Genomic DNA, 23,215 nt, shown 5'->3' with positions numbered 1-23,215 from the left:
ATTACTCCAAATTAAAACAGTTTGACGATTGTGAATGGTGAAATGCCTGGAATGTGCGGCTGTCCACCATAATTCAAATGGTTATTAAATTTTTCATTGCAGGTTTTGATTGTTTTGTCACATCCTGGATACAAGTTAATATGCATACCTTTATGTAAACCTTGAGTCCCCCCTAAAATACCTATCACATTATTAACATGCGCTTTTAATCCGCGTAGTTCTTTAATCCCATCAATGTAAAATTCCATATATCCACCAGAAAAATAACCTGATGCAATATTCGGTAGATTTACAGTAATATTTGCTCCATCAAGAGCAATGATTTCAATATTGGCCACTTTGTAATTATCTTGCCAAATTCGACAATTGTGGTCATAAAGGGCATAGGGGCATGAACGGCCATAAGTCAATCTTAAGCCACTGCGCTCAAATGAGCTTGCAATGCTTGCCGTAATTAATTTTGCTTTTTCAATTGATTCACGCTTAACTTCTTGAATTTTTCCAACCCAGATAACTCTAAATTCATTGTCATTTTCGTGTAACTGATACATTTTGATTACCACGGGTTTGGTTGGCGGTACGCCACGAAATAAACGAACTACATCAGATGTTGACGGCAATGTAATTTCTAGACTATTACCCGTGCCTATACTTAGTCCTGTATTACTGATTGCTTCACTTATCCACGTCACACCATTAAAATCAATATTTCGGTCAGCATTGGTATAGCGATAATATTTTTGTTCATTACGAATAAATTCATATAGCGTTAATGGTTTACCATTATTGGTTGAATACTCAAATTGATTCCAGCTCATCGCGTACTCCTCTAAAACTACAAGTTATATTGGCTAGTCCATCGGCATCAGTAACATGTTCCCAGCTGACAGAATCGGAATCTAATCTACACAGTGTTAAAAATGAGACTGACAAAATATCTTCAGCATTTGCATTGATTGATTCATTGAGCAATAAACGCTCAATTTCATCAGAAACGATAGCGACAAGTTCAATACGACGATATAGCTCATTGCCATTACATAACGTGATAACTAAATCTTTTCGACCAGACATTAATCCAATTTCATTAAATCCCGTGTTTTCAACTTCAAGAACTCGACCATCAACAGTTAGAACATTAAAATCACTTGCTTGACTTGAAACCCAAATATTTTTTTGACAACCATTTAGATAATAAAACAATTGTCGTAATTGCATTTGCTCAACTCGTTCCGTTATAAACCATCTAAATTCCTGAACAAAAAAGGGCAATTTTGCAGTATCTAATCGACTTGGAATACTTGAGCCATTATCTAGTTCTAATAAAAATCGCTCATATCGACCTTTTAACGATTCTGACCAATTTGGATGCATATTTAACACAGGAAAATGGCGATAAATGGGTAAAAATGAAATATTGTTACTAAATGCGTTATGTTCAGTCATTCGAAAACGAATTTGCGCACTTAATAAATCATCATTATATCGAGTCAATTCTGGGGCATCGGTTAATACAGCCAATCGAATAGGATAAATACATGCACCGGCTAAAAACTTCACTTTAACTGGATTAACTAATGTGATTGAATCTGTGCTTATCGCTGCGACTTCAAGCAATGCTGTTTGATTAACATTGTTAATCTCACTTTTAATTAGTACTTTATTACCAACTACAAAATCACGACCGATTGTGCTGCACGGCAGAACTATAGCACCTGTATTGACATCATCATTCAGATAGGTAACATCAGTATAAATAGGCAAATACCACGAATTACCACCAACAAACGCCAATCGATTCTCAAATCTGGAACGCTCATTACCATTAATTAAAATAGAAAATTCAAACGTCCGACGTGGTGATAATCGTCTAGCAATGCGTTGTTCTGCACCACTGTATGATTGTAAAATATCGGTTTTCCACTCCAAAATTTCAGTTATACCATTGGTCCAATCGGGATCGGCTTGCCATAAAAATTTTTTCATTATGACAACTCCTGTTTTAGGGTTTGGGAGTTTGCACGAATCCATGTCATCATGGCACGAGAACCCGCAACAGAACTAATACCAGACTTCATCATTTCACCGCTATCTAAAACCAAAGTTTGTTGAATAACCGGTGCCGATTGTGCTTGGTTAGTTGCTTTTGATGATGAGTTTTCATCATATAAATTGGGTGCTGTTGGTCTGCTAACATTAGAAACTAAACCGCCAGTTGCGTAACGATGCAATCGCCCAGTATTAATCGCATGTAAATAGTCAACACCGTATTTTTTAACTGAGGCAGCTTTAACAACATATTCACCGTTAGATAATTTTGCTGGGATAGAGTCAGATGTTGAAGTGCCCGCACCAGTTATATAACCACCAGTCGCCGCTGCTACTGCGGCAGCACCCATGGCTGAACTTCCGGCATTTGCACTTGCCGCAGTAATCATTGCCGCGCTAATAATTTCACCTGCTGCTGTACCTGCGGTAATCATTGATGCTGAAATAGTCTCGGCGCCAATACCTGCCGACATCGATATTGACTCACCCATCAATCCAGCGCCAGTCGCGCTACTTGTTGCAATTGCTGTTTCCATCAGCCCTGCAGAAGCAGCAGCACTGGCATTATCAACAGCTGCATCAGTGGCAGAGCCAAACAACGAACTACCTAGATTTGATAGTCCATTCATTGCCATATCAGCTAAACCTTTTGTCGCCACTTGTGCCATCGACGACAAAATGCTCTGCGCTAGGTTTTGTAGTGCGTCTTTTAATTCAAAAGTACCTTTTGCTAAAGAATCAAGACTACCTTGGATACCGCTTTGCAAGCCGTTTTTAAATGCATTGGTTAATGCATCAGTAGTTTTATTTAGTTCTGCAATTTGTAGCTGAAGTGTAGCAAGTGCTTTTTGTGCATTTTCGCCAGCTTGGCCCGGTAATTCAGTCATGGCTTGCAGTGTAGGTAAATACTCTGCTAGCTCTTGAGCTGTTTGTTTATGCAAATCAACAAGATGGCTTTGGGCTTCAATTTGTGTAATTAAACCTGCTGTAACTTGTGCTTGTAACGATTGTTCTTTTGTTGATTGACGTGATTGTGCTTGCTGAATTTTTGTTGTAATTTCATTTAAATTTGCTTCAGCTTTTTTCAGGGGTAAAATTTGGTCGATTAAGTCGATACCTTCTCTGTTACCCGTTTTTTTAAATTGAGCTAATAAGTTGTTGTACCATTGTTTAACTGTGTCATCACTAGCCTTTGTGCCAAGTAATAGTTCATTTAATTGTTGCTGCAATGCTAGATTAGTTTTGTCATTTGTTAATGAAAAATCAGTTTTTTTATTATGTTTGGCTGCATTTTTAGCATCTAATTGTTTTGCTAATGCGATAGCTCTGTCTTTCTCTGCTTGTGATGCATTTTTATATTGTCCTTCATTGATTTCATGCATCACTCGTTGCAATTCAGTAGTTAGCTTAAGTGATTTTTCAATCCCTTTATTGTATTCTTGGATTCCTTTATCAGTAATATTTTTAACATCTTTATCATATTGACCACCAGCAAATGATTTCCCGTCACTTGAAGTAACGCCCTGTGCTTGCAAATCTTTACGACCTTTTTCATCAGCCCAAAGTGCTTCATATTTTTTACGTAAATCCTCAACCGCCTTGGCTTGTTTTTCGGCATCAGTTGCATTTTGTTTATGAAGCTCGTCAAGTTCTTTTTGGGCTTTTGTTGCTTTTTCATTAATGACATCGGTATTATGTTTTTCTTGGGCTTCTTTTTGCTGTTTCTCTCGTTGAGCATATTTTTCTTGTAATGCTTTATCGTCATTTTTATTGTATGGAATAGATGCAGCCCCAGGCACAATATAAAAACCTCTATTTTTGGCTTTCTCCATTCTTTCAATATCTTCTTCTAGGCTTGATAATCCTAAATCAAACTTAAGCTCTTTCTTTAACTCATTACCTAGAACACTAACCCCATTTTTGAAGTGTCTCCATGCCTTTTCTAACCAATTGAGCTGTTTTTTCATCTTATCAGCACTGACTTCCATCTCTGAAGCATATTTATCTGTAGCGATTGCAATAGCTTCTTCGGTTCTACCTTGTTCTTCTAACGCACTTATACGCTGATAAGTAGCCAGATCTAAAAAGTGGTATTGTTTATTACTTTCAACTGCCCAGCTTGTAACCGAATTTTCAATACCTTTAAATGATTGAACGGCGTCTTTGGCACTTTTTCCTGTCACGGTTGCCATATATGCTGATGCAGTAGTAATATTTTCAATCGATTTTGCTGATAACCGCCCCTCCGATGCCAGTTCCGCAATAACATCACGTGTTTCACTGTAGTTATGATTAATTTTACCGATACGTTGAGACATCATCTCAAGCCCACCAGCTGTCGCACCAGCATAATTACCCGTTGAAATTAATGCACGATTAAACCGCTCTTGGTCTGAAATTATCGTACTTATCACTTGAGACATTTTGTAAGCGGCAGCAATAAAAATACCAACGGATAATGTAGTAGCACTAAATAATGGCGGTAATCGTCCAGTCATGTTGCCAATTGTTAGCAATGAATTTCCCGCTGATGCAAAATTACCTCTCGCTAATTGTTTAAACATACTAGTGATGCTGAGACGGGCACTTTTAGTATTGAGATTTAATTTTTTAGTACTTTCATTAAGCGTTTCAACCGTTGATAACGCCGCACGTTGATTACTGATTTTTGATAAATAATCATCAAACGTATTACTATCAATTACTCCCGCTTTTTTGGATTTTCTTAACTTGCTTTCTAATTCATCTAAACGATTTAGACCTTTTGTCGCTGGATCAATGCTAGCAAGTAATTTATCTAAACCTTGGCGCAGTTTTTCAACTTCTTTTTTATGTGCTTCAGCTGCTTTAGCTGCAATACTCTGTGCTTTAGCTTGCTGTTCGGCAGCAGCGGTAGCTTGCGCACCACGGTTCATTGCTTCAGTTTGTGCCATATAAACATCTCTCATGCTTTTGGCACTTTTTTTGTTAGCATCTTGAGCAACATTTGCTGACTCTTTCAGCTCAGCATTTAATTGACTGATATTATCTTTTGCTCTATTCACGTCAGCAGTGAACTTCATTGCAATATTCATATCGTTATTAGCCATTATTATTGCTCTCCGCGTAACTGTTTTACAAACTTAGTAACTTGTTTACCACCATTAAAGCCAACACAAATATCTTCAATTCGGTTAGCTCGTTCTCGGTTTTGTAGCTTAATTAATTCATCGTAATACAGCAGTAACTGACGTTGCGTGTAATGCGGTAACTGCTGTGCATCATGTCCATTTTTAATTAGTAAAGTAAAAACTTCACTCCAGCTTACTGATTTGCCTGTTTTGCAGCGTTTTGCCGAATGATTTTGCGAGTTACCGCGTTCATAAAAAAACGAGAATTAACAACCCACCACCAATCTAATAATTGCAAACCATCTTCATATGACAACGCTTCAATAAACGAAATCGGTTTTTTAATAGAGGTACTGATTAATGAATAAACCAACTCTAAATTATTCATAATAATTGTGTCGGCTTGCTCAATCGTGATTTTGTTTGTACCGTTCATTTCATTCACAATTAATGCAACAAACTGGTCAACTTCGTTACCGATTGTTAGCGCATCTTTAAATGAATATTCACGTACTGTAATTATTTCGCCTCCTAGCGTGATTTCACGATTCGGCATTAATGCGTTTAAATCATTTGATTCTTCTTTTGTTGCTGTCACTTTTTCTGCCATTTTATTTGCCCACTATTAAATTTAGAGAATTGAGTAATTAGCGGTGAATATTCACCGCATAGACAATAATTTATTTCGCCTTTTGAACGTATGAGCCAAAATAACCAAGCGAACTATCCTTGTTTTGACTCATATCAGCCAAGACCGTGGCAGTAAGTGGTAATTCACCGTATCCCTCATTGTGTAGTAACGAGAAGTTAGAAATTGGATTGAATTTAACGCGGAATAGCTCCACAATTACATGTTCATTTTCTCTATCAGTATTGATACCATCGAGCATAAACCAACATTCTGGTGGTTGACGGGTAAAAATGCCCAAACTTTCAGTCTTAGCGTATGAATAATCAATGCTGGCAGTTAATGCCTTCGCGGTTAATAACTTGATTAATCCAGCATGAGCTGATTCAATTTCATAATCCGTGCCTAATACTAATATAGAGCCATCTGGTGTTTTTAACTCGACATCAGCTACAAATGGATGGGTTAACTTGATACGATCACCTATTATCAGGTTCTCTGGTAATTTTTCATCTGTCGCTATACCTGAATTAACAGTAATCTTTTCACCATAAAGTGCCAAAGCAATGTTTTCAATTGACCAATCTTTTAACGTAAGATTTAACGTACCACTTTTACCCAGTGTTAATTCACCAACTTGTAGACGTTGCCCAGTGTAAGACTCATTTTGCGTAACTGTCTCAACACTTAACTCCATTTCACACGAATCGGCAGTACCGACATGTCGAAATGCACCTGGGCGGGCTGGTGAACTGGCGGTATTACGTGTGGCAAGGTTAATCGTACCTTGCAAACTCATTAATAAATCTGACATATCTTTCTCCTAAAATTATTTATCGGCTACCGATGAAGTGTTGGGTTTGAAATGAATCAATCCAAACTAGCACGCCATTTTGAAAACCTAACGTTTGCCCACCAACCCATGTGACTGGACGAACTCCATCAATAAATTGAACTGTTTTACCAATCAACAAATCACGCACCGCACCAATCACTGGATTTGCCAATTGTTTTACATTTTGAATATTGGTTGCTTGGCTAGAAATATCACGTGCAACAACCACAACACCAAAATTAACACTGACTGACTGCCGTGTTCCTGTTGGCTTATCGTTCGGTGTTTCTTTGCCAAGCAAAACGTAAGCAGCAGGTGTTGGCGCCGATGTTAAATCAGTCAGCTTGCTGTATTCAGCACTGGTACCAACAAACACTAAGGTTTTATCAGGCATTAAACCTTTTAATTTTTCAGCAACAACTGACACATCAAATGGTGCGCTACTCATCGTCCAAAATCCCGTAATGTGTTCATATCAAATACACGAACAGGGCCAGTTTGTTTAGGCACACCACCTGCAACGGGTAGAGTATCTTCAATACCAAGCGAATATTTCCCTTCAGCTACCATTTTTAGAAAGCCCAGAACTTGTTTGTAATCACGCACGATAGGATCGCTTTTTTCATCAGAAACACGATTGCGATGCAATTTGTAACGAACAATAATGCGTGCCCAATCAGTTAACAAACGAGGTACCTTAACTAAGGGTAGCCTGTGTCCACGTTGCCGTAAAAAGCCGTTTATTTCAGCTTCAGTATCAGCTATTGATTCATTAATGCGTGCGATTGCTCGATTTGCATTAATAACATCATCAGGCAACCAACTTGAAACATCACCACCATTAATAATGACTTCCAACAAATTAGCATCTACGGGAATTTCACCATCTTGAGCAACCAATTGGGATAGCTCAACGAGTCCTGGACGTTCGGATAAATTTAGCAATGTAATGTATGGAATATTCATCATCTTTACCCAAACCAACGATAAATTACCGTTGGTTGTTGTTCACATTATTAACTGTTTGTTGGAATAACATTTTCAAACAAATAGCCCGCATCTTTAGCCACAACTAGCTCTTTGACCGATTCACCGACTCGAACATGTTGGCCACCACGTAAACCGATATCAGGATCAACAATCGAACCCGAAACACGATCTTTAAATTGGGCTGTAAAGCCAAACGTCACACCACCTTTAGTATTTGCTAATTTATTGCGAACGGTGAAACTAGCTTTATTGCCCCATGCACGTAATAGGGTTGGTGATTTACCTGGTTTTGCACTATTTAGGAATGCATCACCAATATAAATCGCTTCTAACTCTAATAAGTCAGCTAAAAAACCGAGCGGGACCAGTCCGTTTTCGCCTGCATTACCGTGGTATGCCGCAACAATTTTGGGGTGACGACGTAATATTGTTGCAACTCGACGACCTAGTGTGCCGATATTAGGACGCATAATCATTGAATCAAAAGCGTCTGTAATTAAACCAATCGGATCACTTTTATCATCATTCCACTGTTGCGCTGCTGTTAACGTTTTGGTGTTGGTGTAGTTACTTGCATTAAACAGTACATTAGCGGCTCGAACTTCACGATCTAACAAAATTAAATCAGTCGTTGCTTCGACTGCATGACCGAGCGGGTTAAGACCAGTGATTGCAGTATCAATATCGTCTTGCGGTACAGGGCTATCTAGTCCATAATCAGTCACTGAACTTTCTTGCTCTTTGGCACCAAATTCAACTTGATTTGGTTGTGCTGTCCGCCCAACTTTAGTATCTGGGAGCGTAAATCGCTCTGAAAAATCGTACTCCAACCATTTAAAAGACGTGCTAGAAACAGGCACACGGGGCAAAACCTCATCGGCAATTAACTTATTATTACGGTAAGCGATAGCAATTGCAGTCAACTGCGGTTCAACGGGAAAAGGGCGTTGCATATAAAACTCCTATTTATAAAATTGTTTATCAAAGGTCATAGACCATTAGTTAAATAAAAGGTTAAGCTTGTTTGCTTGGTGCAATCCAAATAGTGCCTAATTCATCGGCATCACCCACAACTTCGGCATAGCCAATAATAAAATCACCTGACATTGCTTTTTTAGCTCGACCATCGGCATTTGCTGTGATTGGATCACCAATCGCAATTGTTTCGCTATAAAAAACTTGTGCCAACCCACTGCGCACAACATCAAACACTTCACCGTCACCACCACCAACAATTGTTGATACACCGATTAATAATGCGTTACCGTCAATCGCTGTTTTTGCTAGCCCATCTTCACTACCATGGCACACAATTAAACGGGGTTTGACTTCGCCTTCAGCGGTTTTTGCTACTGTTAATCCTGGAATATTCATATAAAAACCTTTTGGTTAAAATTAAAATGATGCTGATATTAATAATCAGCCTGTAATTAATGCTCTTACTTTTTAGCTTTGGTTACATGCGTAACAGCTTGGCTAATTGAAATTGTATTACCTTTGTCTGCCTGTTCTTTTTGATAGGCTTTGGCTGCATCAGCAATGACTTTTGGATCTTGTTTATCAACGTTATCTTCACTATCACTAGCAGCCGATTTTTCAGCAAAGTTCATAAAACTAGGACGCTCTGAAAGTACTTTTTTGATTAAATCAACTGGGGAACTGTTAACAGTTGCATCACCTTCAGCAAATGAAATTGGTTCACTACCCAACGCCATAAATGCTTCAACAACTGTAGTTTTATGAGCAGGTAATAATTTTCCATCTTTAACTAATTCATCAGCAAAGGCAGCAAATTCCGCACGCTTGTTAGTTTGTTCTTTTTCTAGCAATGCTTGTTCACGTTTTGCAAGTTCGGCATTTTTTGCATCAATTGCCGCTTGTTGTTCGGCAAAGCTAGCGTCTAAAGGTTGTGGCATTTTTTCTTTCTCCTTTTGTTTTCTGTCGGATATTGCACGCAATGATTCAAGGCGCCATTGTGGTAAAAACAAGTCAGCACTGGCAATGCCGGCTTTTTCAATCAGCAGGTCACGCAAATTAGCTAAAATTGAAATCAAATTCTCATCAAATTCTTCATCAGCCATCGAGAACTCTGCGGCACCTTGCTCACCATCAGACTCCGCAAAACTGGCGTCAGGCAAGCCTTTAATAGCAGGAGCTGCTGCACCTAAAAAACCAATGTGCCGCGCATAGTAATGACCGGGTTTAGGATTGCCCGGTGAGTCTGGTAAATAGATTGATAAAGAACGTTTTTTATAACTGCCCGCATTATAGGCTTCAGCAAATTCTGGATTAATCTGATCTAACTTGGCATAAACCAACCCATCTTTTACTTCAAATGATTTTGCCCATGCGTAAGCTGGAGCTGTTAGTTTGGGATGGCCAATTACAGCAGGCGCTTCTGACAAACTTGGATCGTAGCTTTCTGCTAAATCAATACAATTTTCTAAAGTAAAAGTGATTTTTCGACCATCTACCGCAGTATGCGTACCAGGTTTAAAAACGGGAATAAGTGCCATAAAAAATGCTCCAATAAATTGATATAGAGCATCATGACTTATTTTGAGAAAAGGGTAATCTGAACGCGGGCAGATAATTTTTTAATGATTTGGAAAGGAGAGTGGCAAAATAATAGAAAGAATATACACTAAAAACTTATTATAAAGCATTTACAACACGATTAAAGCGATTCGTAAACAAACTGATTAGCCTTTTTTAGTAAAATGGCTTAAAACGCGTTATATTGCGTTTTAAGCAAAACCCAAGTGCTCACGCACAACATCGACCAATAGTAATTTATCTTGAGCGCTAACGCCAAGCCATGGTCGGGCGGGAATAACAATTTGCTTAACAGCTTGACCACCAACATTTAACGCTTGCTTATTACGTGGTTTTATAACACCACCAAATTGATGAATTGCACCATACACTACGTTGGTACCAAACAACAAAGTATTACCTTCAATCTGCCAATGCAACGTACTTCTTAGATTACCATCTAGCGTTAAAATTTTATCTTTTTGTTTGGGTTTTGAGTCTTTATACCAAGGAGATAGTTCTTTCCACGGTACACCATCGGGCGATTCTTGAGCCGTAAATCTGGCTTCATGAATATCAAGTAATACTTCGCCCATATGACTAAATAAACTTTGAGTATCATCTATGGCTGCTTCAATATGAAGCATGGCATCAAGAGCATCTTGTATATTAAACTCAATATTTACGCCAGTCATTTTTTCACCTATACTATTTCGAATGTAAGTAAGCAGCTTCTGCCAAAGCCTCAAATCCTTACTTATGCACCTCAATTATGGCAGTGATTGAGGTTTATCGTTTAAACACTCGAACACCGACCCGAAGCTGTTCTAAATATTCAGGGTTATCAGGCGCAAATGTTGTCACACCTAACCAACCATCATCACCCACTTCAAATACCGCTAGCATGGGCTTAACTTCGCCATCAATCATAAAACGTGAGATATAGCGACGGCGAACCACCGATTTTTGTAGATGATCAAAGTATTCCATTCTTGTCCAAATTTCATCGGGCAGTTTTAACGAATCCGCAAGTAACAATAAAAATTGCTCACGACCACGTTTTGTAACTTTCAATTCACCAGTTTTGCTAACAGTGAAAAGCTGTTTACCGATTACTAATGCATCACCGGCTACATCTTTAAAAATAGCTGGATTGGTTAATGTTGCACCAAATTCATTTAAGAAAATATTGGCATAATCTTCTTCAGTTAAGCCTTTTTCTAACAGTCTATTTTTGCTTACTTCACGGATAGCTGGCCATTCATCAGTTGCTTTGCTTGATGGTAAACCTCGTTTTAAAGTTGGATCTGTATCTAATGGATTTGGTACAAAATTATCAAGTCTTGATTGTCCGGGAATATGTTCAAAACTTGGATCAATGCCCTCAGGCAATCTTACAATACGTGGATTACCGCTATTTTCACCAATTACTCTATCAACCCAATTTATTGTTGGTGCTTTGTCAGGTTGATTTTTTCCCATTCTTTTTAGATCACCTTTAGTACGCCCACGAACGCGGCACTGACAACCATAGCCATTGGGTGGAAAGTGAGTATTCCACCAAGGATCATTAAAATCTAATACCAGATGATCCCAACTTTGATGAAGTTCTCTAGGGTGTTCAACATAATCACTATGTAAGTATTCTAGGTATGGAAATTTAGAATCACGTAATTGTTGATAGCGTCCAGCTTGATAAGAACTGTTTAAATTTGTTTCATAGATGATACGAGTACGCCAGTTAAAGCCGCCGTTATAACTCCAACCATGACGTTCAACTATCTCAGCAAAGTCTTTACGGAACTCATCCAGTGTTGTGCCTTGGCTAATTGCTTTATCAATTGCTGCACGAAAATCATTTAGTAATGCATTACGATTAGCACCCGCCACAACAAAAGCATAATCATGCTCATTATTGTAGATATCTACATAGCTGTTTGTGGGCACATTTGCTTTACGCCGGAAAAACTCAATTTGCTCTTTAAATGGCAACGAGCCATATGCCACATTAACCATTTTTGCTATCCTCAATTAGTTCTGTGCGACCTGCTAAATTAGCTGCTGTTAATGCTTCAGCCATGACCTTTGCATATTCATCTAATTGCATATCTGGAATTAATTCAAATAACTTATCACGCAATTCTGCTAACGATTGTACGCTATCAACCAGTTCTTTAATTTGATTAATCCATTTATCAGTAACGGGCTGCATTTCAGCGTTTAAACGTTGTGATTGCAGTACTGACGCAAAATTATTTTGCTTTTGTGCTTCAGCAAATTCAGCCGTTTTTACTGTTTTAATCGTTTCATCAACTTGTTCTTGCTGTTGCGGTTTTTCTTCCCACTCCCCACCATATGTATCTTGAACATAAGCCAATGTTGGACGGAAGCCAGTGGATTCAATAATATTTTTATCACGTTCTGATAATGATTTCAGATCCTCTGGTTCATCAAAAATACGTGAAACTTGAGGAACAGCAGCACCGGGAAAATTCATCTGTGTAAACCATGTACCAGGCCCACGATTCCAGCTTTCACACATCACATCAGAATCTGATTTAGCAATTGATGTTAGTACCGCAGCTTGTAATGACTCATCACCGCCAATTGAACTAGATGCACCGCCTGAAGAAGTGATTTGACCAACAGTTACACGCCGAATAGCTTCGTTCATTGAGTCGTAAAAAGCTTTGTAATCGCCTGCGCCTGAGCGTGCTATTTGTAGCAATTCAAGCGTCATGCCATCTGGCATGATGATGCCAGAATCGGTCTGAATTGCACGAGTGAGTGACAGTAAGTCCCGTTTTTGTTCAGGTGTTGCACCTGTACTATATTTGCCCACTGCCGTTGGCATGCCGAATTTTTCCAGAAAAATTAGCCAGAACTTAATATCATTGCGTTTAAAAAAGCTTGGCCAGTAAAGCCAATGAGCCAAGCCCAAGCCGTAGGGTTCATCATCATGATCGGCACCTGTGGCATAATGCCAAAAGTACGGTGCATCACAAGCAACACCTTCATGCATATTATTGGGCGTTAATAAGCGCAGCTCACCCACTGGAGTAAACCGAAAACGACGGCGCTCACGAACTTTGATATCATCAATCCAATATAGATTATCTTTGATGCCATAAATTAACTCCGCCACAGCATAACCATAAAAAACACCGTAATGCATTAACTTAGTCACTCGGTCAAACCCAACCGATTTTAACAACTTACTCATTGCATCAGCAGCTTCAATATCAATCGGTTTATCACCTCCCGGTTCAACTTTCCATTCGCGTGAAATCACCGCATCTTGGCGCTGAGTAAAGGCTGATTTCACTTCATCATCATTCAATACTTCTTTGTAAATATCTAAACGACCACCACCGCGATTTTGTAGCACGCTATCATCTGGTTGCGCTAGTGTACCAACATACAATTTTGTAATATCATTATTTTCACCAGTACCAGCTAGTTCTTGTCCTGTTTCAATCTTTGGTTTTTTACCTTTAAACCAGTTAAACATTAAATAAATCCTCCAAAATCGTTACCGCCACGCACGGTACCAAAGCCTGTATCGGTTGTTTCCAGTTCAGAGCTACTCGAATATTGATTCAATGAACGGTAAGAATCACGAACGCCTAGTGATTGGTATTCAATTTCATACCCATCTTGGCTAGCTGCATTAATTGCAAGAAAGGCAGCCCAAGTTCGATCAGCATGACCATTACTATCAGAATCAGCAACAAAACGCGGTTGCCCCGTTGAACCAGTGACTTTTTTTAACTTATGCAAGTCAGCACGAAGGGCATTATTGCCCGATGGAATACGAATTTTTCTATCTTGAAAGGCTTGTTTACCTTGCGTTGCTAATGTTAATTTATTAGGAGCCGTAAATAGCACACCTCCAACAACCATTTCGCCATAACGTCGTTTAGCATCTTCTACCGGTTTTTCACCCATACCCGTTTGGTCCATACAGATACGAATAACACGATAACGACGAAAAACCTCATCAAGTAAATAATCTTGCTCAGCAAATGAAATACGTTTGCGTTCAATAATTTCACGAGTCCAAAGCACATCACCGACTTGCTCAATAACCCAAATAACAAATAAGTCATTACGTGCAGCAATATCAACGCCAACAAAACATGGATTGCCCGTATAATGTTGAGGAACTCCTGCTTTTTCATCTTCAACGCTAGTAATTAAATCAAAATCCAGCCAACTACTTGCTTCATCTAACCACTTAAGCTCGAACTCTTGCGCCCATAAATCGTCGTCACCGGCACCTCGTCGCAACTCTTCAATATTACGCGGTAAACCATCTGCTACACATTGATAAATATCCGCTGAATGACGTGACCAACCATCATCTTTACCTGTCATCAGCTCATAAAATTTATTGCCTTTGCCATTTGGTGTGCTAATCACACGCAGTTTTAAACTGGGCTTTGAGATAACAGGAAACAATGCTTTCCAAATTGCCCGACTATCTTGGTGAAAGGCAAATTCATCCAGTAAAACACTAGCACTAAAACCACGAGCAGTATCAGGATTGGCGGGTAAAGCAGTAATTTTACTACCACCAGGTAATTCAACTTCAAGCGCCCGAACATTGGCATCCCAATCATAATCGAGCTCTTTAAATCCTGCCGACATGGCTCTTAAATGAACTTTAATCCCTTCGTTCATGGCTTCACGGGCTTGACGTTCACCCCGTGATAAAATAACCCAACGCGCACGTTTTCCTTGTGCTTCAGCACGTAAACAGTCGAGCACAATTTGTAATGTACTGGTAAAGGTTTTACCGCATTGCCGAGAGAACATAGCAATAGCAAAACGGCTAGTGTCGTTTACCCACTGTTTTTGATAGTCATAGAGTTTTAAGGCTGGTTCATTTTTTACTGTCATAAGTCATACGCCGCTTTAATTACTTTAGCTAACATTTCAGCTGGTACTTCGCCTGTTTTTTCTAGCTCATCCAGTTTTTCTTTTTGCTCACGCAATAACTTTTCACGTGCTGCTTTTTCGATTTCCTGCCGCTCTTTAAAACTTAATTGACGTGCTTGCATGGCTTCTTTAGCGGCTTTTGCTAAAAAACTAATTTCTTTGATTGTGATATCTTCTGATTCATGCGCCTTAAATGCAGCACGCGTTGCCAGCGTTGTAACAGCCTGAGCAAGTAGTGCCCCTGATTTATCATCAACACTATCACCAAGTTCATCAACCAAAATACGTGATGCCGTTTCAATTTCACGTAAGCTATTGGTCATTTCATTAAAACCTTTCTGGTACCGATGCAAACTGCTTCTGCTAGGAGTTTCATTGCTTGGGAATTTTTGTTGCAGTTCTGCAATCATTTCATCTAGTGTAAGTTGATCTGCTCGTAGTAGTTTCTCAATATAATTACGTACCTCAGGCTCTAGTTTGTGGATCGTTGATTTACGTCCCATAATTACGCTCCTGCGCTTGGACGTTTTACACCAGGCACAACAACTTTACCAGTGGCCACATCAGCACCAAAATCAGTTAAACGAGCAACAATAACACTACCGATTGTTTCGGTTTTAATTAAGTCTTGTTGTCCAAGCCAACTTAAATGGGTTTTAACTTGATCACGACTAATAGCGTGGCCATAGTGATCTAACGCACTATAGATAATGCTAGAATTACTGCTATAACTTGGCATTTCATATAAGATACGCAAAATAACCAACCGTTGATCTTCTTTTAAAAATTCAGCGTAGCTCATAATTCCTCACTTGTTCTTTAATAAAAATTGGTTAATGTTATCTAATTGACGAGATAATCCTGAAAGCCGATCAGATAACTGATTTAAAGTAGCTTCGTTGCTACTTAATTTTTCAATCAATTTAGTTACCTGATGCTGAGTCGGTAGTGATTTAACCGTCTCCTCAACTTGTGTTACTCGAATACGTAAATCTAATAATTCTTTTTGGCTAGCCGATTGACGACCAATTAACCATGAGTACACTCCAACCACCGCCATTACAACCCATTGCAGAAACTGCCAGTTAAAGGTGATTTCATTAAAATTCATCATTTATTCCTTTTTAGTTATTGTTGCTAAATCAGCGTTATCCATTGTTTACCTCATTGATATATTTTAGGAGTTCAATAAATCGACCTGAGCACTGCCCATATTGGTCATAAAGCTGTTTTAATGCTTCAGCTAAACCATCCGCCGTATTATTTCGTCGTTTTACGGGTAATTCGCATGGTACCGTCAGTTGTGCTGGTAAAACCATGGGTTGTTGCTTGAGCTGCATTTTCACGGGCTGAGTCGATGAACTGCAAGACACTATCATCAAACACGCAATGACTGCGATCATTAGCTGTTTTATTAAGTGCATCTTGTAATGCTTGGGTTGATTGTTCATCATATAATTTCCTTTCTACTATCTGCTGTGACAATGAATAACTTGCATCATTAGCGGCTTTAGTTAATTGCTTTGTACTCTCAATAAATTGACTTAACGTATCCATTGCTTGTTGTGCTTCTAAAGCAATATATTTTTGTTTGACCATTGATTTGCCATGACTGATACCTAATCGGTAAAGTGCACCAAAACCAACAACCAAAATTATTCCCAACAAAAAATAATTTTTACTGCCCACAAAAAAGCTTTTGATTAATTTGCCTATATTTCTAATCATCACAAACTCCTAAACCCCAATTTTCATTTATATAAACAGGTTGCCAACGGTAGATAATACGAATTGGATAATCACGGTTTTCTTTAAAATTAATGCTTTTACGACCACCATTAATATTTTCAACTACCCCCCAATAATGCCCAGAATCTTGATATTCTCGTTTTGCTCGCTGACGATCACGATTTACCCAGCCAAGCCCGCCGTTATAGGCAGACAAAGTGAATCCCCATCTATCACAATCGCTAGCAGTTTTATTAATACGCTGATATAACCAATAATCATATTGAACTAAAGCACGTAGTGCCCAAGACGGATTATAAGGTTCATTGCTGCTCAGTGTTTTTGGGTACGCTCCAGCAATCCAATCCGCCGTTGCTGGCATAAACTGAGCAAGACCCTGTGCACCTACATGTGATTTAGCATTGACGTTCCAACGTGATTCTTGGTGAATTTGCGCCGCAAATAATGCAATGGGTGCATCAAGACCAAATATGGCTCGTGCATTACGTGTCAGTTCCCGTTGATGTTGCTTAGCATCATTTGGTACACCTGCTATAGCAGGCGCTAAATGACAACTAAACAGCATAAACACAATAATTAAAGTTAAATAACGCATGGTTATAATCCAAGAGTTACACCAAGAATCACAGCGGAAACAATCAACGCCCGACGAATCAGAACAACCGCAAATAGATTTCGATACTCATCAAGAACAGGGTATTCTGCACACATTTTGGAATCCATTGCCTCTGGTTGTTCATTGTTTTCTAAAGATTCAATATATTGCTGAGTATAAAAATCAGGACCAAACTCTTTCCAATCGTTATATAAATAACTTCCAGGAGATGCATAAGGGAAAAGCGCACGGTCTAGGTGGTAACCAATCACAGCAGAAAGCAAGACTAAAGCCAACTTATAAGCAACAACTGGTAATTGCTGAGGCGAGAGTAACGTAATAATTGCAAATAAAGTAATAGCAACTAAATACCATTTGAGAAGGCGTACTTGGGATAATTTTTTGATAGGGTGTTCCATAAAAACCTCATAATTAAATTAATGTATGAGGTTATTATGATCTTACTTACTTGAAATGTAATTTGAACGGGGGCAGATTAAATTCTGCTTTTCTATAAGAATAACTAAAAAAAGTCGTCACAATTAAGTGACGACTTTATTAAGTGTTAAGCGGCTGTTTTATTAGCGCATTCACACTGTGGTATACGAAAAGCTTTTGCCTTTTTAGGATAAATAGTCTTGCCATTTTTGACTATATATCTAGCAAATGTATACCCACAAGCATTACCACAGCGAGGACAAATAAAATCACTCATGCGATATCTCCTATCAAAAGGAGAACATTTAGAGCACAAATAAACTATTGCTTAATAGAAAATAATAAGTATAATCTATTCGCTTTTTCAAAAGTTCCATTAGACACCCAAATGTTCTTATGGTTGTTAACAAGTTAGTCATATCCGTAAAATATGTAACTAACACCCAAAATAAAAAGCACTTACCGTAAATAAGTGCTTTTTACACTTCGAAATCAAACGAATATTGACGTTCAATTCCAATTTCTAATAATATAGTTGAAGCAAATAAATCAGCTTGCCATTCAGCATCTTCTTTATAAGTTGGTTGATGTTGAGAATGGTGTAAAATAGCCTTATGTCCTAATAAAATATGCCCCATCTCATGGAAAATAGTAAATAAAGCTTCTCTTTTCCCTTTAGAGGCTGCCACATAAGTTTTATTTGGTATACTAATGGTAAAATCGTTAGGATCACAATGCCCCTCAGTGACACCTAACCAGTCTTTATCCGAAATTACTTGTAATGTTATTCCATATAAAGCTAAGTTTTCAAATACAGCATCAAAATTAATTTTCATTTCTTTTGAAAGCTTAAAGACCTTGCAAGAGTTAATTGCTTTTATTTTTATATCATCAACTTCCATTGGTTCAACTCGATTTCCACGCATTTGGTACTTTTCAATCATTTAATCAATCCTTTTTTTATTAATATCTTCAAATAATTTAGCTAATCGCTTTAGTTCCTCAGCATTAAATGGGGATCTAGCAAAACCTGCAATTAACATCTGTTGTTGCAAAGACAAACCACTAATATTGACATTTTCATTTGACACATCAGCTAATTCTTGCAAATTATTTATTTCGTGATTTTTGGATTTGAAAAAGTTAGATATTTTTTCAACCCAATTTTTAGGGATCTTTTTTAATCCTGTTTCTAGGCCACTAAGGTAAGCAGGTGTTGTTTCAAGCTCTTTAGACATAGTCAATAGCGTATAGCCAATGTCTATTCTTGCTTTTCTTACTACTTTGCCAAATTCTGTCAGTGCCATAATTTTGTTTCTCCTGTTATAGTATTTGATATACAAATACCGCCCTAATTTATCATGAAAAAAAGGCCAATTCAACCATTTTGGTAAATTAAAACTTATTTTTAGTTGAAAGAAATTAAAGGTTCTAATTTTAAAATTGTATATTTCTATAAAATATAAATAAATTATTAGGTTGTTTGATTTTTAGATTTAAATGATCTGTTCATAAGGAATTTTACTCTTCCCCACATTCCTTCTGTTTTTCAACATCTTTTAATTGCTCCAACCGCCTATTCGCACTTTTCAACGCTTCACCTTTTTCAATAACATTACCAACGCCAAAGTCACCTAAAAACGATAAAACAGAACGTCCATCAAATTGGCTTTCTTTTTCTACATGTTCTTTAAAGCCTTCTATTTTCGCTTGTTCTAACGCAATTTCACGGCATGTCATCGTGTCTTTTTCATATTGGGTTAATTCACCTTGGCGACCGTAATTTTTAGTCGCACAGCCAGTTAAAACTAAAGCTAAACATAAAATGAGTAAATTTAATTTATTCATACTTAATCCTATTTATTTAAATATTTTCTATGCAAATATCTCTATTCTTTACACATAATATCCCAAGCAAATTGGAAGTTATCTGCATTACCATGTGTTGCTTCTAAATAAATTGTAGAAGTTTCGCCTTGTTTACCGTTCATATTTGTTATCAGAATTGGAACAATAAATCTTGAGAACTGGCTATACATATCATCTGAATATTCTGACGCTACTTTACCGCAAACATTTCCAGCTAAAACATGTTCTGATTCTTTATCTTTTGATGTGTTGAAGAAAATTACATCTGTAAATTTTGGATTTTTTAAACTGATTTTTAATCTTTTTTGAGCAAGATATATTGCATCTGAGCTAGTTGGAGGACTATTTTTATCGTAAATAGCCATGATGGCAAAAATAGATACTACGATTGGAATTGAAATAAGAGCTAGAATAAATAAAAAAATTTTCATTTTTCGCCCCTCAATTTTCTTTTTTCAATTTCTAGCTCTAATTCATAAATAACCCGGTTATTTTCAGATAAAATTGGGTGTAAATATTTAGTTTTAATACACAAAAATCGAATTAAAATTGTAATCAAAATTAAAGCAGATATCATAATTAGAAAAAATGTATCTCCAGAAAAAACGCGATTGTGATTTAGAAAACCGCCGGAAGCCATAAAATACCAGTTCATCGCAGCTATTGAGAAAATGTCCAGCGAAATAATCAAAATTGCAATAGCCGGTAAGTTACAAAATTTCTTTCTGATTATTAGTTTATTTTCTTGTTTTATATAATCAATAGCTAGCAATAAGTGCTGTGAAGATAATTCACTAATATCTAATTTTTTGTTTATTAGCTCAATATAAATATTATAGATATTATTTGCCGCAACTTGTCCAACCGTATGATTAAAGTGTTGCTCCATAATCTCACCTTTTCCTTTTCACCCCAATATTATAAATATTTTCTGCAGAAACTTGACCATCTATATTTCCGTTAAAAATTTGTTTAGCGGATGTCTGCTGAGCCGTTCCTGCTGTTAAAGCTCCCAGTGCAGCAGCTTTAATAGCTAATGGTGCATTACGATATAATTCAATTAATTCTTTTTCTTCTCTGGATAAAATTAAGCCAACTTGTTTTTCTCCAGTTAAAATATATTGAATGTCAGCACCAATTTTAGAAAATGCAATTAGTACTTCCATTCCTGGTGATATAGTACCAGCTTCGTATCTACTCCACGTTTCACGCTTAATTCCAAATAATTCAGCAATTGCTGATTGAGTTAATCTTAATTTTTTTCGTTCTTCTTTAATTCTATCTTTTGGTGATGTAATAGTCACAAAAACCCCTTGACTTTGTGATTTAAAAGTCACAAAATATAACACATAATTTATAAATCAATTATTCATAACTTATATAAAAGGAGATAAAAATGTCCAAAATTCTCACTCCAGCACAAGTTAAGCAACAATTTCAACAAAAAGGTAAAACTATCAAATCGTGGGCGATTGAAAATGGTTATCACCCTGTTGTTGTGTACAACGTTTTAAATGGTTTAAGTCGTGCTCATCGCGGTAAAACACACGATATAGCAGTAAAACTTGGCTTAAAACAAGCCTTATAACCCTGATTGTAACAGTTTTTCATATATAGAAAAAGGGTAAAAAACATGCATAGTTCACAAATTTCAAAATCTGGCACTCGAATACTGAAAGTACTCAAAGCGCTAAAAGGCTATACATTAACAGGTTTATCCAACGGCGATATCGCAAAGATGATTAATGAATCACCGGTTAATGTTACTAGGGCGTTACAAACTCTTATTGAGGAAGGATTGGTAATTAAGCTAGATAATGGCTTATTTGCTCATAGTGTGCAAATGTTGCAAATAGCCCAAGCGCATGCAATCCATATCACTAAAATGCAAGACCAAATAACAGAAATCAATCAGCGTATTACGGCTGGTTCAAGAGGATAAATAAAATGGCAAGAACAGCAAATCCAACAAAAGAAGCAATTGAATTACCTGCAATTGATGAGCAAGGGATTAATGAAGTAATGAATACTATGACCACAATTCAAAGTGAATATAGTGAGGATCGTGACCTAGTTAACCAGCTTTTAGGTCAGGCTCAAATGGCTGATGCTTTTGAAAAATTTTCCCAAACCGTTTGGGCTTCTAAATTAAATTTTGTTAAAGAAAACAAGCTTTATCGTAATTTATCAGGGAAAAAAACTCCAAACGGTTTGGAGTTAAAAGGAACTTGGGAAGAATTTTGTTCATTGTTAGGAGTATCTGATGAAAAAGCTAATCAAGATATAGCAAACCTAAAATCATTCGGCGAGGAAGCCCTTGAGTCTATGTCTCGTATGGGCATCGGTTACCGTGAATTACGTCAATACCGAAAACTACCCGAGGACCAAAAAACGGCATTAATTGAAGTGGCTAAAGCAGGTGATAAAGAAGCTTTAGTAGAACTTGCTGAAGAATTTATTGCTAAAAATGCTAAAGAAAAAGAGCAACTCAAAAAAGAAAACAGTGATTTGCAAGCTGACTACAAAGCATTAAGCAAGCGTAATGCGGATGTAGCGAAAGAAAAGGAAGAATTAGCAATAAAACTGGCTCAATTTGAAATGAAAACCGTGCCGTTAGATGAGCGTTTAGAGCCGTTTAAAAAACAGATAGCAGAAACGCAATCACGCATGGATAAGCTATTTGAAGAACAAAGGCAGTATGTAGACATTATGTATAAATTAATGCTCGAAATACTTGAGAATGACCCTGATTACGATCCCGAAAAACCATATTCATTGCCTGAATCAATGCAAATTGCATTATTAACGTTGAATGGTTCGGCTGTATTAACTTTAGATCAAGCTCGTTATGTGCATCGTGAACTTTGGAGCAAATTTGATAGCGATATCATGGAAGCTCAACAGCGACAAGAATCTTTAGTAAATGAGAATATCCAAGATTTATATAAATGATATTTCATATCAAGGGAATTAAAAATGGTATCACCTAATATTCGCAACTATTTAAATGAATTAGCAATTAAGTTAGATAAAACAGATTTTGGTTCAAGAAGCGCTATTATGAGTGAAGCACAAGCCTTTTTAGGTATTTCTAAACAAACTATTTACCGACAATTAAAAGAGTTTTGTGGTTGGTCAAGTGATCGGAAATGCAGAGCTGATAAAGGTGATACAAGTGTTTCTGATATTGCTTTAAATGTGGTCGGAGCAATATGTAAAGAGTCAGTGCGTGATAATGGTAAACAAACTATGTTTACAACAACAGCAACAAGTATTGCAAAACAAAATGGTTATGAAATTGGTGTAAGTACTAATCATTTTGCAAGATTATTACGAAACCGCAAAATGAATGTAAAAGCACAACAAGTAGCAAATCCTGTTCAATCATTACGTGCATTACATCCCAATCATGTGCACGAAGTAGATCCCTCTCTATGCCTAATTTATTACATGAAAGATAAACAACATATTATGCG

General features: G+C 37.3%; 31 protein-coding genes and 1 pseudogene. 4 read left to right on the top strand and 28 right to left on the bottom strand.

All coding sequences use genetic code 11. The features are described from left to right. Positions 1-11: 11 nt before the first annotated feature. From A9G47_RS07300 to A9G47_RS07175, 28 genes are all read right to left on the bottom strand, one after another. Positions 12-818 carry a phage BR0599 family protein gene (locus A9G47_RS07300; protein ID WP_065642565.1) on the bottom strand — a complete coding sequence of 269 codons (807 nt, stop codon included), beginning with the start codon at positions 816-818 and terminating at the stop codon, positions 12-14. Next, entirely contained in the window at positions 799-1,986 is a 1,188-nt protein-coding gene (locus tag A9G47_RS07295; protein WP_065642564.1) for a hypothetical protein, read from the bottom strand. The genes A9G47_RS07300 and A9G47_RS07295 overlap by 20 nt, the downstream gene beginning before the upstream one ends. Then, on the bottom strand, positions 1,986-5,138 hold the full coding sequence (locus tag A9G47_RS07290) for a phage tail length tape measure family protein (RefSeq protein ID WP_065642563.1): 3,153 nt from the start codon (positions 5,136-5,138) through the stop codon (positions 1,986-1,988). Before A9G47_RS07290 ends, A9G47_RS07295 begins: the two co-directional genes overlap by 1 nt. Positions 5,139-5,352: 214 nt before the next feature. Next, positions 5,353-5,769, bottom strand: a complete 417-nt coding sequence (locus A9G47_RS07285) for a DUF6631 family protein (protein ID WP_065642562.1) — start codon at positions 5,767-5,769, stop codon at positions 5,353-5,355. A gap of 70 nt (positions 5,770-5,839) precedes the next feature. Further along, entirely contained in the window at positions 5,840-6,601 is a 762-nt protein-coding gene (locus A9G47_RS07280) for a hypothetical protein (RefSeq protein ID WP_065642561.1), read from the bottom strand. A 19-nt stretch (positions 6,602-6,620) separates the two neighbouring features. Further along, the gene (locus A9G47_RS07275) at positions 6,621-7,070 is read right to left on the bottom strand and encodes a phage tail terminator protein (RefSeq protein ID WP_065635990.1); all 450 of its coding nucleotides are present in this window, start codon (positions 7,068-7,070) and stop codon (positions 6,621-6,623) included. Beyond that, a complete protein-coding gene (locus A9G47_RS07270) occupies positions 7,067-7,588 on the bottom strand; it encodes a gp436 family protein (protein ID WP_065642560.1) in 522 nt (173 codons plus the stop codon). Before A9G47_RS07270 ends, A9G47_RS07275 begins: the two co-directional genes overlap by 4 nt. A gap of 50 nt (positions 7,589-7,638) precedes the next feature. Further along, positions 7,639-8,565 (bottom strand): phage capsid protein, encoded by a 927-nt coding sequence (locus A9G47_RS07265; RefSeq protein WP_065642559.1) that lies wholly within the window; start codon positions 8,563-8,565, stop codon positions 7,639-7,641. A 61-nt stretch (positions 8,566-8,626) separates the two neighbouring features. Beyond that, the gene (locus A9G47_RS07260; protein WP_065574289.1) at positions 8,627-8,986 is read right to left on the bottom strand and encodes a hypothetical protein; all 360 of its coding nucleotides are present in this window, start codon (positions 8,984-8,986) and stop codon (positions 8,627-8,629) included. 65 nt (positions 8,987-9,051) lie between these two features. Then, the gene (locus A9G47_RS07255; RefSeq protein ID WP_065642558.1) at positions 9,052-10,128 is read right to left on the bottom strand and encodes a hypothetical protein; all 1,077 of its coding nucleotides are present in this window, start codon (positions 10,126-10,128) and stop codon (positions 9,052-9,054) included. A 231-nt stretch (positions 10,129-10,359) separates the two neighbouring features. Further along, the gene (locus A9G47_RS07250) at positions 10,360-10,842 is read right to left on the bottom strand and encodes a phage virion morphogenesis protein (protein WP_065642557.1); all 483 of its coding nucleotides are present in this window, start codon (positions 10,840-10,842) and stop codon (positions 10,360-10,362) included. 94 nt (positions 10,843-10,936) lie between these two features. Then, positions 10,937-12,163, bottom strand: a complete 1,227-nt coding sequence (locus tag A9G47_RS07245) for a PBECR2 nuclease fold domain-containing protein (protein ID WP_065642556.1) — start codon at positions 12,161-12,163, stop codon at positions 10,937-10,939. Further along, the gene (locus A9G47_RS07240; protein WP_065642555.1) at positions 12,156-13,658 is read right to left on the bottom strand and encodes a DUF935 domain-containing protein; all 1,503 of its coding nucleotides are present in this window, start codon (positions 13,656-13,658) and stop codon (positions 12,156-12,158) included. Before A9G47_RS07240 ends, A9G47_RS07245 begins: the two co-directional genes overlap by 8 nt. Beyond that, a complete protein-coding gene (locus A9G47_RS07235) occupies positions 13,658-15,049 on the bottom strand; it encodes a terminase large subunit domain-containing protein (protein WP_141674835.1) in 1,392 nt (463 codons plus the stop codon). Before A9G47_RS07235 ends, A9G47_RS07240 begins: the two co-directional genes overlap by 1 nt. Beyond that, positions 15,046-15,591, bottom strand: a complete 546-nt coding sequence (locus tag A9G47_RS07230; RefSeq protein WP_065642554.1) for a phage protein Gp27 family protein — start codon at positions 15,589-15,591, stop codon at positions 15,046-15,048. Before A9G47_RS07230 ends, A9G47_RS07235 begins: the two co-directional genes overlap by 4 nt. Positions 15,592-15,593: 2 nt before the next feature. Continuing rightward, entirely contained in the window at positions 15,594-15,890 is a 297-nt protein-coding gene (locus A9G47_RS07225) for a VpaChn25_0724 family phage protein (RefSeq protein ID WP_065588008.1), read from the bottom strand. A gap of 6 nt (positions 15,891-15,896) precedes the next feature. After that, positions 15,897-16,199, bottom strand: coding sequence for a DUF2730 family protein (locus A9G47_RS07220; protein ID WP_065567004.1), 303 nt, complete (start codon positions 16,197-16,199; stop codon positions 15,897-15,899). Between the two features lie 37 nt (positions 16,200-16,236). Beyond that, positions 16,237-16,407, bottom strand: coding sequence for a hypothetical protein (locus tag A9G47_RS14985; RefSeq protein WP_442903242.1), 171 nt, complete (start codon positions 16,405-16,407; stop codon positions 16,237-16,239). Beyond that, entirely contained in the window at positions 16,349-16,816 is a 468-nt protein-coding gene (locus A9G47_RS07215) for a hypothetical protein (RefSeq protein ID WP_065642553.1), read from the bottom strand. Before A9G47_RS07215 ends, A9G47_RS14985 begins: the two co-directional genes overlap by 59 nt. Continuing rightward, positions 16,809-17,432 (bottom strand): transglycosylase SLT domain-containing protein, encoded by a 624-nt coding sequence (locus A9G47_RS07210; RefSeq protein ID WP_081303586.1) that lies wholly within the window; start codon positions 17,430-17,432, stop codon positions 16,809-16,811. Before A9G47_RS07210 ends, A9G47_RS07215 begins: the two co-directional genes overlap by 8 nt. 2 nt (positions 17,433-17,434) lie before the next feature. Next, the gene (locus A9G47_RS07205) at positions 17,435-17,851 is read right to left on the bottom strand and encodes a putative holin (RefSeq protein WP_065642552.1); all 417 of its coding nucleotides are present in this window, start codon (positions 17,849-17,851) and stop codon (positions 17,435-17,437) included. 146 nt (positions 17,852-17,997) lie between these two features. Continuing rightward, positions 17,998-18,147 (bottom strand): hypothetical protein, encoded by a 150-nt coding sequence (locus A9G47_RS14250; RefSeq protein ID WP_174798514.1) that lies wholly within the window; start codon positions 18,145-18,147, stop codon positions 17,998-18,000. A 202-nt stretch (positions 18,148-18,349) separates the two neighbouring features. Beyond that, positions 18,350-18,814, bottom strand: a complete 465-nt coding sequence (locus A9G47_RS07200) for an ImmA/IrrE family metallo-endopeptidase (protein WP_065582037.1) — start codon at positions 18,812-18,814, stop codon at positions 18,350-18,352. Then, positions 18,815-19,177 carry a helix-turn-helix domain-containing protein gene (locus tag A9G47_RS07195; protein WP_065582038.1) on the bottom strand — a complete coding sequence of 121 codons (363 nt, stop codon included), beginning with the start codon at positions 19,175-19,177 and terminating at the stop codon, positions 18,815-18,817. It lies immediately after the preceding gene. Between the two features lie 214 nt (positions 19,178-19,391). Beyond that, a complete protein-coding gene (locus A9G47_RS07190; protein WP_065582039.1) occupies positions 19,392-19,718 on the bottom strand; it encodes a hypothetical protein in 327 nt (108 codons plus the stop codon). 41 nt (positions 19,719-19,759) lie between these two features. Then, the gene (locus tag A9G47_RS07185) at positions 19,760-20,170 is read right to left on the bottom strand and encodes a hypothetical protein (protein ID WP_065588358.1); all 411 of its coding nucleotides are present in this window, start codon (positions 20,168-20,170) and stop codon (positions 19,760-19,762) included. Further along, positions 20,167-20,628, bottom strand: coding sequence for a hypothetical protein (locus A9G47_RS07180; RefSeq protein ID WP_065642551.1), 462 nt, complete (start codon positions 20,626-20,628; stop codon positions 20,167-20,169). The genes A9G47_RS07185 and A9G47_RS07180 overlap by 4 nt, the downstream gene beginning before the upstream one ends. A 4-nt stretch (positions 20,629-20,632) precedes the next feature. Then, positions 20,633-21,043: a helix-turn-helix domain-containing protein gene (locus A9G47_RS07175; protein ID WP_176700675.1), complete on the bottom strand. Its 411-nt coding sequence runs from the start codon at positions 21,041-21,043 to the stop codon at positions 20,633-20,635. Between the two features lie 92 nt (positions 21,044-21,135). Here A9G47_RS07175 and A9G47_RS07170 point away from each other — a divergent pair, with 92 nt between their 5' ends. The 4 genes and pseudogenes from A9G47_RS07170 to A9G47_RS07155 form a co-directional block, all read left to right on the top strand. Continuing rightward, a complete protein-coding gene (locus A9G47_RS07170; RefSeq protein WP_065642550.1) occupies positions 21,136-21,327 on the top strand; it encodes a DNA-binding protein in 192 nt (63 codons plus the stop codon). Positions 21,328-21,372: 45 nt separating this feature from the next. Beyond that, positions 21,373-21,681: a helix-turn-helix domain-containing protein gene (locus A9G47_RS07165; protein ID WP_065642549.1), complete on the top strand. Its 309-nt coding sequence runs from the start codon at positions 21,373-21,375 to the stop codon at positions 21,679-21,681. Between the two features lie 5 nt (positions 21,682-21,686). Further along, positions 21,687-22,691, top strand: coding sequence for a hypothetical protein (locus tag A9G47_RS07160; RefSeq protein WP_065642548.1), 1,005 nt, complete (start codon positions 21,687-21,689; stop codon positions 22,689-22,691). A 24-nt stretch (positions 22,692-22,715) separates the two neighbouring features. Then, positions 22,716-23,215 (top strand): annotated as a pseudogene (locus A9G47_RS07155) (integrase); the annotation flags it as partial.

Source organism: Gilliamella sp. WF3-4 (assembly GCF_001690275.1).
GTDB classification, from domain to species: Bacteria; Pseudomonadota; Gammaproteobacteria; order Enterobacterales; family Orbaceae; genus Gilliamella; species Gilliamella apicola_C.
Note: the sequence above shows the minus strand (reverse complement) of the source record. Positions and strands in the feature narration are given on the sequence as shown.

Bases quoted from the DNA above. Each gene is read 5' to 3' on its own strand.
- A9G47_RS07250 (WP_065642557.1), bottom strand. From the start codon at position 10,842: ATGACTGGCGTAAATATTGAGTTTAATATACAAGATGCTCTTGATGCC.
- A9G47_RS07210 (WP_081303586.1), bottom strand. From the start codon at position 17,432: ATGCGTTATTTAACTTTAATTATTGTGTTTATGCTGTTTAGTTGTCAT.
- A9G47_RS07255 (WP_065642558.1), bottom strand. From the start codon at position 10,128: ATGGCACTTATTCCCGTTTTTAAACCTGGTACGCATACTGCGGTAGAT.
- A9G47_RS07300 (WP_065642565.1), bottom strand. From the start codon at position 818: ATGAGCTGGAATCAATTTGAGTATTCAACCAATAATGGTAAACCATTA.
- A9G47_RS07160 (WP_065642548.1), top strand. From the start codon at position 21,687: ATGGCAAGAACAGCAAATCCAACAAAAGAAGCAATTGAATTACCTGCA.
- A9G47_RS07220 (WP_065567004.1), bottom strand. From the start codon at position 16,199: ATGAATTTTAATGAAATCACCTTTAACTGGCAGTTTCTGCAATGGGTT.
- A9G47_RS07215 (WP_065642553.1), bottom strand. From the start codon at position 16,816: ATGATTAGAAATATAGGCAAATTAATCAAAAGCTTTTTTGTGGGCAGT.
- A9G47_RS07265 (WP_065642559.1), bottom strand. From the start codon at position 8,565: ATGCAACGCCCTTTTCCCGTTGAACCGCAGTTGACTGCAATTGCTATC.
- A9G47_RS07165 (WP_065642549.1), top strand. From the start codon at position 21,373: ATGCATAGTTCACAAATTTCAAAATCTGGCACTCGAATACTGAAAGTA.
- A9G47_RS07180 (WP_065642551.1), bottom strand. From the start codon at position 20,628: ATGGAGCAACACTTTAATCATACGGTTGGACAAGTTGCGGCAAATAAT.
- A9G47_RS07260 (WP_065574289.1), bottom strand. From the start codon at position 8,986: ATGAATATTCCAGGATTAACAGTAGCAAAAACCGCTGAAGGCGAAGTC.
- A9G47_RS07290 (WP_065642563.1), bottom strand. From the start codon at position 5,138: ATGGCTAATAACGATATGAATATTGCAATGAAGTTCACTGCTGACGTG.
- A9G47_RS07285 (WP_065642562.1), bottom strand. From the start codon at position 5,769: ATGGCAGAAAAAGTGACAGCAACAAAAGAAGAATCAAATGATTTAAAC.
- A9G47_RS14250 (WP_174798514.1), bottom strand. From the start codon at position 18,147: ATGAGTGATTTTATTTGTCCTCGCTGTGGTAATGCTTGTGGGTATACA.
- A9G47_RS07200 (WP_065582037.1), bottom strand. From the start codon at position 18,814: ATGATTGAAAAGTACCAAATGCGTGGAAATCGAGTTGAACCAATGGAA.
- A9G47_RS07280 (WP_065642561.1), bottom strand. From the start codon at position 6,601: ATGTCAGATTTATTAATGAGTTTGCAAGGTACGATTAACCTTGCCACA.
- A9G47_RS07240 (WP_065642555.1), bottom strand. From the start codon at position 13,658: ATGTTTAACTGGTTTAAAGGTAAAAAACCAAAGATTGAAACAGGACAA.
- A9G47_RS07270 (WP_065642560.1), bottom strand. From the start codon at position 7,588: ATGAATATTCCATACATTACATTGCTAAATTTATCCGAACGTCCAGGA.
- A9G47_RS07205 (WP_065642552.1), bottom strand. From the start codon at position 17,851: ATGGAACACCCTATCAAAAAATTATCCCAAGTACGCCTTCTCAAATGG.
- A9G47_RS07245 (WP_065642556.1), bottom strand. From the start codon at position 12,163: ATGGTTAATGTGGCATATGGCTCGTTGCCATTTAAAGAGCAAATTGAG.
- A9G47_RS07195 (WP_065582038.1), bottom strand. From the start codon at position 19,177: ATGGCACTGACAGAATTTGGCAAAGTAGTAAGAAAAGCAAGAATAGAC.
- A9G47_RS07185 (WP_065588358.1), bottom strand. From the start codon at position 20,170: ATGAAAATTTTTTTATTTATTCTAGCTCTTATTTCAATTCCAATCGTA.
- A9G47_RS07230 (WP_065642554.1), bottom strand. From the start codon at position 15,591: ATGGGACGTAAATCAACGATCCACAAACTAGAGCCTGAGGTACGTAAT.
- A9G47_RS14985 (WP_442903242.1), bottom strand. From the start codon at position 16,407: ATGGTTTTACCAGCACAACTGACGGTACCATGCGAATTACCCGTAAAA.
- A9G47_RS07275 (WP_065635990.1), bottom strand. From the start codon at position 7,070: ATGAGTAGCGCACCATTTGATGTGTCAGTTGTTGCTGAAAAATTAAAA.
- A9G47_RS07235 (WP_141674835.1), bottom strand. From the start codon at position 15,049: ATGACAGTAAAAAATGAACCAGCCTTAAAACTCTATGACTATCAAAAA.
- A9G47_RS07170 (WP_065642550.1), top strand. From the start codon at position 21,136: ATGTCCAAAATTCTCACTCCAGCACAAGTTAAGCAACAATTTCAACAA.
- A9G47_RS07190 (WP_065582039.1), bottom strand. From the start codon at position 19,718: ATGAATAAATTAAATTTACTCATTTTATGTTTAGCTTTAGTTTTAACT.
- A9G47_RS07295 (WP_065642564.1), bottom strand. From the start codon at position 1,986: ATGAAAAAATTTTTATGGCAAGCCGATCCCGATTGGACCAATGGTATA.
- A9G47_RS07225 (WP_065588008.1), bottom strand. From the start codon at position 15,890: ATGAGCTACGCTGAATTTTTAAAAGAAGATCAACGGTTGGTTATTTTG.